General features: G+C 69.6%; 27 protein-coding genes. 24 read left to right on the plus strand and 3 right to left on the minus strand.

Features of this window, described 5'->3' with window-relative positions; all coding sequences use genetic code 11:
* Positions 1-5 precede the first annotated feature (5 nt).
* The 21 genes from DDV73_RS11125 (at position 6) to DDV73_RS11225 (ending at position 10,423) form a co-directional block, all read left to right on the plus strand.
* Positions 6-212 (plus strand): hypothetical protein, encoded by a 207-nt coding sequence (locus DDV73_RS11125; RefSeq protein ID WP_109507320.1) that lies wholly within the window; start codon positions 6-8, stop codon positions 210-212.
* Positions 209-1,258 carry a DUF5131 family protein gene (locus DDV73_RS11130; RefSeq protein ID WP_109507321.1) on the plus strand — a complete coding sequence of 350 codons (1,050 nt, stop codon included), beginning with the start codon at positions 209-211 and terminating at the stop codon, positions 1,256-1,258. Before DDV73_RS11125 ends, DDV73_RS11130 begins: the two co-directional genes overlap by 4 nt.
* Positions 1,255-1,473 carry a hypothetical protein gene (locus tag DDV73_RS11135; protein ID WP_109507322.1) on the plus strand — a complete coding sequence of 73 codons (219 nt, stop codon included), beginning with the start codon at positions 1,255-1,257 and terminating at the stop codon, positions 1,471-1,473. Before DDV73_RS11130 ends, DDV73_RS11135 begins: the two co-directional genes overlap by 4 nt.
* Positions 1,470-1,709, plus strand: a complete 240-nt coding sequence (locus tag DDV73_RS11140) for a hypothetical protein (protein WP_109507323.1) — start codon at positions 1,470-1,472, stop codon at positions 1,707-1,709. The genes DDV73_RS11135 and DDV73_RS11140 overlap by 4 nt, the downstream gene beginning before the upstream one ends.
* Entirely contained in the window at positions 1,706-1,912 is a 207-nt protein-coding gene (locus DDV73_RS11145; RefSeq protein ID WP_109507324.1) for a hypothetical protein, read from the plus strand. The genes DDV73_RS11140 and DDV73_RS11145 overlap by 4 nt, the downstream gene beginning before the upstream one ends.
* Positions 1,909-2,160, plus strand: a complete 252-nt coding sequence (locus DDV73_RS11150) for a hypothetical protein (protein WP_109507325.1) — start codon at positions 1,909-1,911, stop codon at positions 2,158-2,160. The genes DDV73_RS11145 and DDV73_RS11150 overlap by 4 nt, the downstream gene beginning before the upstream one ends.
* Positions 2,157-2,558 (plus strand): hypothetical protein, encoded by a 402-nt coding sequence (locus tag DDV73_RS11155; RefSeq protein ID WP_109507326.1) that lies wholly within the window; start codon positions 2,157-2,159, stop codon positions 2,556-2,558. Before DDV73_RS11150 ends, DDV73_RS11155 begins: the two co-directional genes overlap by 4 nt.
* On the plus strand, positions 2,555-2,920 hold the full coding sequence (locus DDV73_RS11160) for a hypothetical protein (RefSeq protein WP_109507327.1): 366 nt from the start codon (positions 2,555-2,557) through the stop codon (positions 2,918-2,920). The genes DDV73_RS11155 and DDV73_RS11160 overlap by 4 nt, the downstream gene beginning before the upstream one ends.
* Complete coding sequence (locus DDV73_RS11165; RefSeq protein ID WP_109507328.1) at positions 2,917-3,444, plus strand: DUF1643 domain-containing protein; 528 nt, start codon at positions 2,917-2,919, stop codon at positions 3,442-3,444. Before DDV73_RS11160 ends, DDV73_RS11165 begins: the two co-directional genes overlap by 4 nt.
* Entirely contained in the window at positions 3,441-4,016 is a 576-nt protein-coding gene (locus tag DDV73_RS11170) for a hypothetical protein (RefSeq protein WP_206050819.1), read from the plus strand. Before DDV73_RS11165 ends, DDV73_RS11170 begins: the two co-directional genes overlap by 4 nt.
* Complete coding sequence (locus DDV73_RS11175; protein WP_109507329.1) at positions 4,016-4,201, plus strand: hypothetical protein; 186 nt, start codon at positions 4,016-4,018, stop codon at positions 4,199-4,201. Before DDV73_RS11170 ends, DDV73_RS11175 begins: the two co-directional genes overlap by 1 nt.
* Positions 4,198-5,244 carry a hypothetical protein gene (locus DDV73_RS11180; RefSeq protein ID WP_154402721.1) on the plus strand — a complete coding sequence of 349 codons (1,047 nt, stop codon included), beginning with the start codon at positions 4,198-4,200 and terminating at the stop codon, positions 5,242-5,244. Before DDV73_RS11175 ends, DDV73_RS11180 begins: the two co-directional genes overlap by 4 nt.
* Positions 5,241-5,807, plus strand: coding sequence for a hypothetical protein (locus DDV73_RS11185; protein WP_109507331.1), 567 nt, complete (start codon positions 5,241-5,243; stop codon positions 5,805-5,807). Before DDV73_RS11180 ends, DDV73_RS11185 begins: the two co-directional genes overlap by 4 nt.
* Positions 5,804-6,034, plus strand: coding sequence for a hypothetical protein (locus DDV73_RS11190; protein WP_109507332.1), 231 nt, complete (start codon positions 5,804-5,806; stop codon positions 6,032-6,034). Before DDV73_RS11185 ends, DDV73_RS11190 begins: the two co-directional genes overlap by 4 nt.
* Complete coding sequence (locus DDV73_RS11195) at positions 6,031-6,273, plus strand: hypothetical protein (protein ID WP_109507333.1); 243 nt, start codon at positions 6,031-6,033, stop codon at positions 6,271-6,273. The genes DDV73_RS11190 and DDV73_RS11195 overlap by 4 nt, the downstream gene beginning before the upstream one ends.
* Entirely contained in the window at positions 6,270-6,500 is a 231-nt protein-coding gene (locus DDV73_RS11200; protein WP_109507334.1) for a hypothetical protein, read from the plus strand. The genes DDV73_RS11195 and DDV73_RS11200 overlap by 4 nt, the downstream gene beginning before the upstream one ends.
* Positions 6,497-7,003 carry a hypothetical protein gene (locus DDV73_RS27905; protein ID WP_154402722.1) on the plus strand — a complete coding sequence of 169 codons (507 nt, stop codon included), beginning with the start codon at positions 6,497-6,499 and terminating at the stop codon, positions 7,001-7,003. The genes DDV73_RS11200 and DDV73_RS27905 overlap by 4 nt, the downstream gene beginning before the upstream one ends.
* Before the next feature lie 145 nt (positions 7,004-7,148).
* Complete coding sequence (locus tag DDV73_RS28225) at positions 7,149-8,771, plus strand: DnaB-like helicase N-terminal domain-containing protein (RefSeq protein WP_161962362.1); 1,623 nt, start codon at positions 7,149-7,151, stop codon at positions 8,769-8,771.
* Between the two features lie 400 nt (positions 8,772-9,171).
* A complete protein-coding gene (locus tag DDV73_RS11215; protein ID WP_154402723.1) occupies positions 9,172-9,711 on the plus strand; it encodes a hypothetical protein in 540 nt (179 codons plus the stop codon).
* Positions 9,708-9,995: a hypothetical protein gene (locus tag DDV73_RS11220; protein WP_109507336.1), complete on the plus strand. Its 288-nt coding sequence runs from the start codon at positions 9,708-9,710 to the stop codon at positions 9,993-9,995. Before DDV73_RS11215 ends, DDV73_RS11220 begins: the two co-directional genes overlap by 4 nt.
* Positions 9,992-10,423 carry an SLOG family protein gene (locus DDV73_RS11225; protein ID WP_109507337.1) on the plus strand — a complete coding sequence of 144 codons (432 nt, stop codon included), beginning with the start codon at positions 9,992-9,994 and terminating at the stop codon, positions 10,421-10,423. The genes DDV73_RS11220 and DDV73_RS11225 overlap by 4 nt, the downstream gene beginning before the upstream one ends.
* Positions 10,424-10,445: 22 nt before the next feature.
* On the opposite strand, the gene DDV73_RS11230 is transcribed toward DDV73_RS11225, so the two are convergent.
* On the minus strand, positions 10,446-10,682 hold the full coding sequence (locus DDV73_RS11230) for a hypothetical protein (protein WP_109507338.1): 237 nt from the start codon (positions 10,680-10,682) through the stop codon (positions 10,446-10,448).
* Here DDV73_RS11230 and DDV73_RS11235 point away from each other — a divergent pair.
* Complete coding sequence (locus DDV73_RS11235; RefSeq protein WP_109507339.1) at positions 10,681-11,091, plus strand: SLOG family protein; 411 nt, start codon at positions 10,681-10,683, stop codon at positions 11,089-11,091. The genes DDV73_RS11230 and DDV73_RS11235 overlap by 2 nt on opposite strands.
* 22 nt (positions 11,092-11,113) lie before the next feature.
* Here the strand turns inward: DDV73_RS11235 and DDV73_RS11240 are convergent, their stop codons facing one another.
* Positions 11,114-11,572 (minus strand): hypothetical protein, encoded by a 459-nt coding sequence (locus tag DDV73_RS11240; protein ID WP_109507340.1) that lies wholly within the window; start codon positions 11,570-11,572, stop codon positions 11,114-11,116.
* A 72-nt stretch (positions 11,573-11,644) separates the two neighbouring features.
* Between DDV73_RS11240 and DDV73_RS11245 the strand changes: the two genes are divergently transcribed.
* A complete protein-coding gene (locus DDV73_RS11245; protein WP_109507341.1) occupies positions 11,645-12,472 on the plus strand; it encodes a hypothetical protein in 828 nt (275 codons plus the stop codon).
* Positions 12,469-12,714 carry a hypothetical protein gene (locus DDV73_RS11250; RefSeq protein ID WP_109507342.1) on the plus strand — a complete coding sequence of 82 codons (246 nt, stop codon included), beginning with the start codon at positions 12,469-12,471 and terminating at the stop codon, positions 12,712-12,714. The genes DDV73_RS11245 and DDV73_RS11250 overlap by 4 nt, the downstream gene beginning before the upstream one ends.
* A 108-nt stretch (positions 12,715-12,822) precedes the next feature.
* On the opposite strand, the gene DDV73_RS11255 is transcribed toward DDV73_RS11250, so the two are convergent.
* Positions 12,823-13,095: a hypothetical protein gene (locus DDV73_RS11255; protein WP_109507343.1), complete on the minus strand. Its 273-nt coding sequence runs from the start codon at positions 13,093-13,095 to the stop codon at positions 12,823-12,825.
* Positions 13,096-13,140: the final 45 nt, after the last annotated feature.

Here is a 13,140-nt window from a genome sequence, read left to right on the forward strand (position 1 = left end):
TCGGCATGAGGTACACCACGACCGCCGTCATCGAAGACGCCACCTACATGGCCAAGCACGGCGAGTCCCTCACCCGAGCCGCCCACCGCCTCGACATGACGGCGAAGGCGCTGGAGAAGCTGCTGGTCCGTCACGGCCAGCACGACGTCGCCCTGGTGCTCCGCAAGAACGACTCCCACCTCCCCGCCACGCAGAAGGTCTACCAGCCATGACCGACCACACCAAGATCGAATGGGCAGACGCCACCTGGAACCCCGTCACCGGCTGCGACGAGGTCTCCCCCGGGTGTGACCACTGCTACGCCAAGACGTTCGCCGAGCGGTTCCGCGGCGTACCGGGCCACTACTTCGAGGACGGCTTCGACGTCCAGCTGCGACCCGACAAGCTCGACCTGCCGCTGCGCTGGACGAAGCCGCGGCGGGTGTTCGTCAACTCGATGAGCGACCTGTTCCACAAGGACATCCCCGACGAGTACATCGCCCGGGTCTTCGCGGTCATGGCGATCGCGCGCGCACACACGTTCCAGGTCTTGACGAAGCGGCACGGCCGGATGCGGTCGCTGCTCAGCAGTCTTCGGTTCTGGATCCAGGTGGAAACGCTCGCGTACCTCATGGCGTGCGGTGAGGACGACGACGTCGACGGCGGCCGCGCGCTGCAAGTGAGGGAGGCCCAGCGGCTCCCTGACGGGAGCATCCCGCAGGTGTGGCCGCTGCCGAACGTGTGGCTTGGCGTCTCGGTCGAGGACCAGCAGCGCGCTGACCTCCGGATCCCGGCGCTGCTCGACACCCCGGCCGCGGTCCGGTTCCTCAGCTGTGAGCCGCTGCTCGGCCGCGTGGACCTGCTGGAGGCCATCAACCAGGAACCGCTTGCGGCGTACCAGTTCCGCCCCGGCGGCATCGACTGGGTGATCGTCGGTGGCGAGTCTGGCCACGGCGCCCGGCCGATGCACCCCGACTGGGCCCGCTCGCTGCGGGACCAGTGCACGAAAGCCGGCGTCCCGTTCCACTTCAAGCAGCGCGGCGAGTGGACCTGGATCGAGCCCGACCGGTTCCGGATCCCGACGAAGCCGTACAGCGACCGCGTTGCGGTGATGCACCCGGCCGGGATGACGGCGATGACCAAGCGCAACCCGTTCAACCCGTTCGAGCGGGGCCACCCGGACTGGCATACCCGGATCGAGCGGGTCGGGAAGTTGCGCGCTGGCCGTGAGCTCGACGGCCGCACCTGGGACGAGTTCCCCGAGGCGGTGGCCCGGTGACCAGACACAACGACCCTGGGCTGCTCGCGATCGACGACGAGATCCTCGGCATGCTCCGCGACCGGCCCGCGATGACCACGACCGAGATCACGCAGTCGGTGGGCGACTACTACACGCGCGTGTATCCGCGTCTGCGTCGGTTCGAGCGGCGTGGCGAGGTCATCGCGTACCGCGGCAGCCACCGTGGCGCCGGCACTCTCTGGAGCCTCGCATGAGCGCCCCCGCCAAGCCCGCGCGCAGCGACGTCGAGCGGTTCCTCGACCACCTCGACTATCTCGAAAAGGTGATCAACGCGGCCGCCGTCCAGGTGCGCCCGGCGTACGCCGAGACCTGCTCCTGCGGCGGGACCGTCGAGATCAGCCGCGAGATCCCCGCGACCGAGCGCCGCCGGATGTACCGCGAGTTCTACGGCCGCCACCTCCGCTGCACCACCCGGGAGGTGACCCAGTGAGCCCGGCCGAGCGGGAGCTGTGCCGGCTCCTGGTCCTCGACTTCACCGACTGGGCATGGGGCCCCGGCCTGCCCTACCTCATCGCCGGATCCACGGTCCTCGGCGCGGCGTACGGCGCCGGGCTCTACCTGTTCTGCCGCCGCTGCGAACGCGGCAACTGGGCCAACACCACCCACCAACCACTCAACGGAGACGACCAGTGACCACCGACGACGCACGCAGACTCTGCGACCCCAGCATCCCCGAACCCCACAGCGACACGGTCAGGCAGGCCGTCGCCCGCTACGACCTCAACGCCAAGGACGCCGACTTCTACCTCGACCTCGCCAACCGCCACCAGGACACCAACCTCGGGCACCTCCTGGAGGAACAGGCCGCCAAGGCCTGGCGGCGTGCTGGCGACGCCATCCTCGACGCCGCCCGCGCCGTCCGCGAGGAGCGCGCATCATGAGCGCCAATGACCCGCTCGACCGGCCCCCGATCCTCGGCAGCGTGCGCGGTGACACCCGCAAGAAGCTCGCCGCCTTGCCCCTTGGGCACGAGTACCGGGGCGGCAAGTACGGAGGGGACTACTGCCGCGTGCAGCTCGCCCGGTACCCCTGCGGCCGGACCGAAGCTGAGCACGCACCCCGTGAGGTGGTCGCACCCGTCAACGCCGACGACACCTTCACCGTCACCCTCACCTCCGCCTGGGGCGACACCTGGACCTGGATCGGCGTCTCCGCCCACCCCGCGACCGACGTCTACACCAGCCTCGGCACACCCAACGACGTCCACATCGTCACCGCACCCAGCCGCCACAGCGCCGGCGGACGGCTCCCGGACGAGCAGGAAGAAGAGCCCTCGTGAGCACTACCCCGACCAGCGCCGAGCACGACCACAGCGGCCCCGACTGGGCCTGCCCCGCCTGCAAGCCGCTCGCCGACGTGCTACGGCAGCGGATGACCTGGCGGTCGGCCCACTGGGGAAACCTCCACGACGACGCCTACCCCTCGCTCGCCCGGGCCATCATCGACGCTGGCTGGGCCCCGCCCGAGCGCGTAGCCGAGGCGCGGGCCGAGGAGCGACGACAGACCCGCTTCGACTGGGCCGACCACATCGAGGTCTGGGCGATGACCCCGGGGGCCCTGCGGCCGACCGTGGAACTCATGGTCGAGCAGCTGCGCCTCGACTACCAGCCGTTCGCGATCGCACGGGGTGACGACTCGTGAGCGACCTACTCACCAGATCCGCCGCCCGGATCTCGTCGTGCGGCCAGTTCCGCTACAGCCTGCACCGCGACTGGAGGGACGAGTACGAACGCCCGCGGTGGGTCACGTTCGTGATGCTCAACCCGTCCACCGCCGACGCCGACCAGGACGACCCAACCATCCGGCGCTGCATCGGCTACGCCCGGGCCCTAGGAGGGACGGGCCTCGCGGTCGTCAACCTCTACGCCTTCCGGGCCACCTCGCCCGCGGACCTGTGGCGGGCAAAGGACCCGGTCGGGCCGGACAACGACGAGACCCTCGCGATGTTCCTCGACATGGCCCGCCGGTACGACCACCCGGTCATTGCCGCCTGGGGTGCGAACGCCCGGCTCGACCGCGTCGAGCAGGCCCTGGCACTGCCTGGCGCCGACCGGCTCACCGCACTCGGTACCACGAAGGCCGGTGCCCCGAAGCACCCGCTGGCCCGCGGCCTCCACCAGATCCCCGACGACGCGCGACCGGTGCCCTGGAAGGCGGCGTCATGAGCACCATCCTCGCGATCGACCCCGGCAACACCGAGTCCGCGTACGCCCTCATCGGCCCCGAATGCCGACCGCTCTACCACGAGAAGATCCCCAACGACGAGCTGCTGCGGGGACTCCAGCGCGCCGCCATCGGTACCGCCGCCGACCACGTCGCGATCGAGATGATCGCCTCCTACGGCATGCCCGTCGGCGCCGACGTCTTCGAGACCTGCGTCTGGATCGGCCGCTTCGCCGAAGCCATCGAACACCGCACCGGCATCGCCCCCGACCTGATCAAGCGACACCCGGTGAAACTGCACCACTGCCACAGCTCGAAGGCCAAGGACTCCAACATCACCCGCGCCCTGGTCGACCGGTTCGCCCACGGCCAGCCGAACTACGGGAAGGGGACCAAAGCCGCGCCCGGCTGGTTCCACGGCTTCAAGGAAGACGTCTGGCAGGCCTACGCCCTCGCGGTGTACGTCGCCGACAACATCCCCACCGCCCTCACCACTCCCACCCCTGACCCCGTGCCGGCGGCTGCACCCTCCGCGGCCGCCGGCACGGCACGACCAGACCAGGGGCTGTTCTGATGAACATCGGGGAGGCCAACGCCGTCAACGTCGTACTCGGGTTCGTGCTCGACGACACCGACGACTCAGACGGCCAACTGCAAGGAGCCTGCGAGCTGCTCGCCGAGAAGGCGAACAAGGCCCTCGGCGCCGGGTTACGGCCCGAGCAGGTCCGCGCTGCGTTCGAGAAGGGCACCAACCCGTGAGCGCCCGCGCAGTGTGCCGGTGCGGCTGGTCCGGGACGTACTCGAGCCGAGCCCGGGCCGAGGCGATGGGCGCCAAGCACGTCTGCAAGATGGATGACGGCGTACGCCGGGCCACCCGCCGGCACCGCTGCGCCCGGTGCGGCCTCGAGGCGGTCTACGAGAACGCCGGCGCCACTGAGGCCCGCTACTGGTTCAACAAGCACTCCTGCCGCAAGCGCGAGCTCGCGATGCTCCGAGCGGCCGAGGCCGCGCTACGCGAGGCACTGATCGACCGCACGCCGAAGCCGTGCCTGCACAAGGCCGCGAACCACCAGCACAGCACCCGGGCCTGCTACGTGCTCGACAAGTGTCGGTGCAAGCCGTGTAGCCGGGCCAACTGCGAGGCCGAGACCTGGCGCGAGCGGCAGAAGGCCTACGGGCGCTACAACAAGTACGTGCCGGCCGGTCCGGTCCGGGAGCACGTCCGCACGCTGGCCGACGCCGGTATGGGGCTCAAGCAGGTCGCCAAGATCTCCGGCGTGCCAAACGGCACGCTCTGGAAGCTGATGTACGGCAAGCGGCAGCCCGACGGCAGCCAGATCCCGTCGCGCCGCGCTCTGCGGGAGACCGCCGAGAAGCTGTTCGCGCTCGACCCCGACTGGAACGGCCCGCTGCAGCTGGCTGACGGCGCGGTGCTCAGCGCGAGCGACTCGTCGGCAGCCAGCCGCAAGCTTCAGGCGCTGATCGCACTCGGCTGGTCGATGTCCCAGATCGGCCGGCGGCTCGGCATGGAGTGGTCCCGCAACGCACACCCGGTCATCAAGGGCGAGCGGTGCATCACCGTAGCCACGGCGCGGAAGGCGGACGCGCTGTACGCCGAGCTGTGGGAGACCCCGCCGCCTGAGACCAACCAGCGCGAGCGGATCGCAGCGTCGAGGTCGCGGAACTACGCCGAGCAGCACGGCTGGGGGCCGCTCATCGTTCCCGAGGTAGACGAGGTCGAGAGCGGCGCCGGCCGCTGGGTTACCCGCCGCGGCGTGCAGGTGTGGGAGCGCGCCTCATGACCGGTCAGCACATCCGCGCCCGCAGACCAACCGCGGCCCCAGGGCCGGTCGTGGTGCACGGGGACACGGCCTGCTGCCGCTGGTGCCACCAGGAAGAGACCGTCTTCCTGCTGACGAACAACCACGGCTCCGAGTTCGGCATCCACTGGGGGATGTGTATGGCGCAGTCCCTGACCCGCAACCACGTCCGCTACTACGTCGAGCAGCTGACGCTCGGGACAACGATCCCCACCGACAAGCGCACCGGCCTTCGGCTCCGGTACGTCGAGTCCCGCGGTCAGTGGCTGTTCGCAGACGGGACACCCGTAGGCCGCGAGAGCTCCCGGCACGTCGACTATCAAGCCAAGCACCGGCTCGCCCCCGACGCTCGCGAGAACGCACGCAGGCACCTCGCCGAGCGGATCGAGGTGGCCGCCGGCTACTGGGCTCCCATGGACGACACCGACTGGCTCGACCACGCCCGCACCGTCTATGCCGAGTCCGCTCCGCTCGAAGCACCTGAACACCACGCCGTACAGGCGGCCGACCAGGGCGGTCTCTTCGACATCGGAGCCGCATCATGAGCGAGCGCCGCCGCGTCTGGGCCGACTCCCCACCGTGCTCCTGCCGCTTCTGCCAGACCCTGACCACCGCGACCGGCATCGAGACGCGCGGCCACGGGCCCGACTCAGAGACGTGCGCTCGCATGCTCCGGTACGTCGAGCAGGAGGAAGCAGGGCAGCGGGTCGCGCACCGTACAGCGGGTGCCACTGAGCAGGTCAGCCTCTTCGAGATCGGAGCGGCGTCGTGATCTTCCGCGCCGTCTGGCCCATCACCAACCCCCACGCCGCGATCAGCACCCTGATGCGTGAAGCCGGCCAGGACCTCCCCGCCCTCAAAGCCCAAGCCCACGCCACCACCATCGGCCCCGGCCGCTACAGCATCGCCCACTCCGCCAACATCCCCGGCTCCGGCCGCATCACCGAGTGGTGCCTCCTCTACGAAGCCCCCGCACGACCCGCCCACACCGCGCACCGAGGAGCCGCATGAGTAGGACCACCAGGAAGACCAAGACACCAGCCGAGCGAGCCCAGGAGGCGCTCGAGGTCGTCCAGCGCCACGTCGACCGCCTCACTACCAAGGTCACGGCCCTCCGCGCCGAGCTCGAGACCACCGAGACCGAGTGGAACCAGGCCATCGTGCGCCGCGACTACCTCGCCAAACACCCCGACCTCCCCAACAACACCAACCGCGCACCCAACCAGGAGAACCAGTGACCGACACCACCGCCAAGATCCGCGCCAAAGGCCTCGAATCCACCGGCGTCACCGAAGAGATCGCCAACCAGATGTTCACCCAAGTCGGCCGCCACTTCATGGCAATCGTCGAGATGCGGGTCGAAGAGCCCCACGGCCCCAACGCCGAAGGCAAGCGCCGCGTCGACCTGATCCTCACCCAGGTCGAGCCATGCAACGACGACAACCTCGACAGCCACCTCCGCGAGCTCTGCCGCGGACTCCACTACAACCGCAAGCTCCACGACGCCGACCAGCAGCTCGAGATCGACACCCAAGACGACATCGAGCCCAAGGTCGCCGACGTCATCGCCGCCGGCAAAGCCCAGCACGCCGACCTCTTCGCCGTACCCGAGCCGCCCGCCGACGAAGACGAGCCGGACGAGCCCGACGACGAGGAGCCGGCCGACGAGCCCGACGAGGAGGGCGCGGTCTGGGTGGAACGGCCCGACGAGCCGGAGGAGGAAGACCCCGCGGCCGGCTAAACCCCCAGACCCGTCCGGGGAGTCAACGGCGCAGCAGACACCGCCGAAGGACGCCCACGACCGCGCTCCCTGTTCCTCGCGGAGGCGTACCTGCTCCCCGGACGCACCCCCACCGACAGCACTCGCAACGACGACGAGGACCAACGTGACGGCAGACGACGGGCCACCACCAACCCCGCCCACACGGCACCTCCACCCAGTAGAGGACGAGCCGCCGTACGACCCTGAGTACGACCAGCCCACCGACCGCCGCACACCACCCCAAGACAACGCCGCCGAACAAGCCGTCCTCGGCGCCATGCTCATCGCCGCACACACCATCCCCGACGTCACCGCACTCATCACCGGCACCGACTACTACAGGCCCGCCCACGAAACCATCCACGACGCGATCGTCGCGCTCGCCCAAGCCGGAAAACCCGTCGACCCGGTCCTGGTCGCCGAGGAGCTGCAGCGCCGCGGCGAACTCCAACGCGTAGGCGGCGCACCCTACCTCCACACCCTCACCGCCAACGTCCCCACCGCAGCCAACGCCACCTACTACGCCGAGACCGTCCGCGACAAAGCCCGCCTCCGCGCCGTCATCGACGCCGGCAACCGCCTCGTCCAACACGGCTACAACGGCACCCCAGACACACTCGACACCACCCTCGGCGACGCCCTCCAAGCCGTCGAAGACGCCGCACTCCGCTACACCATCGGCAGCGGCCCCACCCACTGGGCCGCACTCAACCTCGACGCCGTGCTCGCCGGCCAAGAGATCGACCCACCACCCGCGCTCCTCGCCCGCGACGACGGCCAGCTCCTCCTCTACGAAGGCGCCGTCCACTCACTGTCCGGCGAACCCGGATCCGGAAAAACCTGGGTCGCCCTCATCGCCTGCGCGCAGCAGCTGATCGAGGGCCAAACCGTCACCATGGTCGACTTCGAAGACCGCGCCTCCCGCGTCGTAGGCCGCCTCATGGCCCTCGGCGTACACCCCGACACCATCCGCACCCACTTCCGCTACGTACGCCCCCACACCGCCCTCGACCACACCAGCAGACCCGACCTCGAGCACGCCGTCCACGGCGCCCGCCTCGTCATCCTCGACGGCGTCACCGAAGCGATGACCCTCCACGGCCTCGACCTCAACGGCAACGCAGACGTCGCCGCGTTCTACGCCCTCCTCCCCCGCTGGATCGCCGACCAGGGCCCCGCCGTCGTGATGATCGACCACGTCGTCAAGGACGGCGAGAAGCAAGGCCGCTGGGCCCTCGGCGGACAGCACAAGCTCGCCGGTCTCGACGGCGTCGGCTACCTCGTCAAGGCCATCGAACCGTTCGGCCGCGGCAAGACCGGCCACGCCCGCATCACCGTGTCCAAGGACCGGCCCGGGTACGTCGAAGAGATCGCCCTCGGCCGCACCGTCGCCGAGCTCTGGCTCGACGCCACCGATATCAACTGCCTGCGCTACCAGCTCCGCGCACCCACCGAAGTCCCCACCGACCAGGCCGGAAACATGCGCCCAACCCACCTGATGGAACGCGTCTCCCGCTACATCGAGATCACCCCCGGCCTCGGCAAGAACGAGCTCGTCGACGGCCGCATCTCCGGCACCGGCGCCTACCTGAAACGGGCCATCGACCGCCTCGTCCAAGAGGGCTACATCGAGGTCGAAACCGGGCCCAACCGCAAGCAGATCCACCGCTCCGTCACGCCGTACCGAGAGGACGAAGACGCCATGCACGTCAACCCAGAATGGGCCCGACAGGAGCCCCTCTCATGACTCCGCCAAGTGAGGTCGGCGGTGAGGTCGGCGGTGAGGTCGGCGGCCGGATCACTCCGGTCCGTCAAGCAGGTGGGGTCACGGGGTCACTCTCCTACGGAGTGACCCCACTTGCTCGACCGGTGATGACAGACCCCACCACCGAGGTCACCGGTGGGGTCGGTACCCCAATCTGCGGGCACCCCAACGGCCCCTGGACCTGCGTCATCCAAGGCCCCCACCAAACCGGCCACCACTACTACCAAAAGAGGGCCGCAGCATGACCACCAGCTGCACCAACCAAGCCCACGCACCAGCACCACCCGGCCACGGACCATGCCCCACCTGCGACCGACCACGCTGCAACGGCTCCACCACCCCAACCAGCCGTTGTCGCAAGCAGCCCATCAAGGGGGCGACGGTGTGCCGAACGCATGGAGGGAGCGCCGGCCAGGTCAAGGCCGCGGCCGAGCGTCGGCAGGACCAGGCCCGCGCCGCGGCCGCGGTGGTGACGTTCGGGCTGCCGCGGGAGGTTGACCCGCACGGCGCGCTGCTGGAGGAGCTGCACCGCACCGCCGGGGCTGTCGCCTGGTTGGAGTACGTCGTACGAGATCTCGAGCAGGGCGAGGTGGTGTGGGGTGTGACGGAGAAGGTGCGGAAGGGCTCGGGTGAGCACCCGGGGACGGACACGACGAAGGCGGCGCGGCCGAACGTGTGGGTGCAGCTTTACCAGCAGGAGCGTAAGCACCTGGTCGAGGTGGCGAAGGCGTGCGTGTCGGCGGGGATTGAGGAGCGGCGGGTGCGGTTGGCGGAGTCGCAGGGTGTGATGTTGGCGGCGGTGGTGCGGGGTGTGTTGGACCGGCTTGATCTGGATGACCGGCAGCGGGGTTTGGTGTCGGAGGTGGTGCCTGCGGTGTTCCGGGCGCATGCGATTGAAGCTGGTGCTGGGGGTGCGGCGTGAAGGCGCGGACGTGGCCTGAGGGCTGCTACCCGACCGCCGAGCAGTGGCTCGACTGGCTGCTGGCCAACGACCGCGGCGACCAGCTGCTGATCGCGGTGCGGGTGCTCGACGTGCTCGACATCGCGCTGCAATGCGTGGCCTGCGACCACGCCGGCCACCTGGAGTCCGCAGCTCGTGAGCGGTGGCTGACGCGGATCGAGCGTGAGCGTCAGGCGGGGCTCCGGTACGTCGCGGCGGCTGCGGACCGGGTACGGCGCGAGATCGGCCTGGAGCGTGCGTCGTGAGGCTGCTGATCACTGGGTCCCGCGAGTGGACCGACGAGGAGAAGCTCCGCGAGGAGCTTCAGGCGGCCTGGGTCGAGCTCGCGTGGCCTCTCCCCGTCAGCCCCTTCATCCCGGGCGACGTCACCCTCGTGCACGGCGACTGCCGCGAAGGTGCCGACCGGCTGGCCGACGAGACGTGGGCCCACAACGTCGGCCCAGACAGCATCGAGCGCCACCCTGCCGACTGGAAGCGCCACGACGAAGGCTGCCCTCCGTCGCACGACGGCGCGCGGATCTGCAAGCGAGCCGGGTTCCGCCGCAACGCCGAGATGGTCGCGCTCGGCGCCGACCTCTGCCTCGCGTTCATCCGCGACGGCTCCCGCGGCGCCACCCACTGCGCCGTCCTCGCTGAAAAGGCGGGCATCCCCACGAGGAGGTACCTGGCGTGATGTGCCGCCAACGGGCCGACCGTCAGCTCTCGCTGTCCCTAGCTGCCGCCGCCTCGAGCTCGGACATCGGGATGAACCGGCCCTCAGACTCGATCCACGCGCACCAAACGCTGCCGTCGATGTTGATCGTCCGGTCCTGCCCGCCGAGCTCCTCCTCGGTCCCATCGGCGCCGAGGATCGTCTCGGTGTTCACGATCGTGCCGGGCGACAGCACGAATCGTCCGAGGTCGGCCCACTTGCTGCGTGGGTACTCGAGCATGCCGGAGTGGACCGACGAGGAGAAGCTCCGCGAGGAGCTTCAGGCGGCCTGGGTCGAGCTCGCGTGGCCTCTCCCCGTCAGCCCCTTCATCCCGGGCGACGTCACCCTCGTGCACGGCGACTGCCGCGAAGGTGCCGACCGGCTGGCCGACGAGACGTGGGCCCACAACGTCGGCCCAGACAGCATCGAGCGCCACCCTGCCGACTGGAAGCGCCACGACGAAGGCTGCCCTCCGTCGCACGACGGCGCGCGGATCTGCAAGCGAGCCGGGTTCCGCCGCAACGCCGAGATGGTCGCGCTCGGCGCCGACCTCTGCCTCGCGTTCATCCGCGACGGCTCCCGCGGCGCCACCCACTGCGCCGTCCTCGCTGAAAAGGCGGGCATCCCCACGAGGAGGTACCTGGCGTGATGTGCCGCCAACGGGCCGACCGTCAGCTCTCGCTGTCCCTAGCTGCCGCCGCCTCGAGCTCGGACATCGGGATGAACCGGCCCTCAGACTCGATCCACGCGCACCAAACGCTGCCGTCGATGTTGATCGTCCGGTCCTGCCCGCCGAGCTCCTCCTCGGTCCCATCGGCGCCGAGGATCGTCTCGGTGTTCACGATCGTGCCGGGCGACAGCACGAATCGTCCGAGGTCGGCCCACTTGCTGCGTGGGTACTCGAGCATGCCGCCCACCAGCACGATGCCGAGGTTCTGCACAGCCGCCGGCACGAAGGTGCCGTACACAGTCAGCGCCGCGCCGTCACCAAGTTCGATGACGCCGTCGACATGCCCGTTCACGGCGAGGCTCGCGCCGGCTTGCACCGTGGCGCCCTTCACCTGGCCGTTGACTGTGGTGTTTCCCGCGATCACGAGATCGGTGAACTCGCCCGTACGCACGTCCTTCATTGGTTCCTCCCAGTTGCTTACTGCTGTCGATCAGACGCTACGCCGCCCCACGGACATTCTTGGAGGAGCCGAGTGACCAAGCCGCTGAGGATGGAGCTCGCCGACTACATCCGCGAACTCACCGCCCCGCACCAGCACGCCGAGCACTACACCATCCGCGACAGCACCGGCTGGGCTGGCCGGGACCATCGCATAAAGGCGCCCGCCCTGGTCACCCAGCTCTGGTACGGCGACCTGCCGTCCGCCGCAGTCGAGGACGGGCTACGACCGGGCTACCAGTCGAAGCCGGCCGCCAGGCTCGAAGCGTACGACGCTGCTGTCCGGATCGACCTTGAGGCGGCACGGTGGGTGCGGGACCTCGGCGAGGACGATCCGGGCGACCGGCTGGAGAAGAAGGCGGGCGGCCGCAAGGAGGTCGTGCGTGGGTCCGGGACGATCGCGTGCATCCGGCTGCTCGGCGCGCTGGCGGCCTCCGCCGACGAAGTCACCCGCCGCGCGGTCGAGCGCGACGTACGCCGCTGGTGGACCCAGGCCCGCGTCGTCACCGGTTGGGACTCGCCGGCCTGGACCCCGGATAACACCTGCCCGCAGTGCGGGGTCCGCGGCACCCTGAAGGTCAAGCTGGGCGACGCGGTCGCGATGTGCACCAACGATCCGTGTCGGGTGACGTGGGATCAGGACAACATCGGGCTGCTGGCGGACCACATCCGCGCGGAATCGGAGGCGGAGAAGGTGCCGCGGGTGGGGCCGGGGCCGTGCTACTGCCCGTTGCCGAAGCCGATCGTGCCGGACCTGTCGCGGACGTGCGGGCGGTGCGGGTCGGCGCGGTGTACGCACGCGTTGCAGTCGAGGTTGTTGGACACGATCCGGGCTGGCCGGGATGGGAGACTGGGTGCATGATCCATGTGACGGTCCGCGACGGACGCATCGGTAGAGATCCTGCCCGGGTGACGGACGAAGGTGGCGAGATCCTCATGGAGTTCGAAACAAGCGAACCGCTCGATGTCGGTCACCGGCTGAATCTGCCTGACGACACCGAGGTCGTGGTCATCGGCCTCACCGAGCGACTCGGCGCTGGCTGGAGCCAGGTAGTGACCGTGGGCAACTCGTTCGATCCGCCGCAAGACACGCCGGGTGTTTGACTTCCCGCCCGTCTCAGGCGCACCATGTGCCTCGGCAGGTGAAGTGTCTCTACACCTAGCCAATGATGTGACTAGCTCCCCACCGTCCCCCGGGACTGGTGGGGTTCGTCATCTCACCCGCACCGGCCCGAGCCGCGGCTTGTCCAGGACGTTCGGGTCCACCTCGATTGGCAGCAACGTGTCTGCTGGCAGCCACCGCATCACCATCGCCCCGTCGTCGTCCACGAACGCGACCAGGGCGAACCACCTGTAGGAATGGCGCCGCCACTCGACCAGCAGCCCCTGGTAGGGCCGCTCCCAGCGCATGCGGCGTCGGATCAGCACGAACCTGACTGGCTTGTAGTCGGGCCAGCGGTCGCGTTTCGACGGGTTGGCAGCCACACCCCAGACTAGAACACCCGTTCGATCGTCGGAGCGGGTCGCCGG

It is taken from the genome of Nocardioides speluncae, from assembly GCF_003121585.1.
GTDB lineage: Bacteria > Actinomycetota > Actinomycetes > Propionibacteriales > Nocardioidaceae > Nocardioides > Nocardioides speluncae.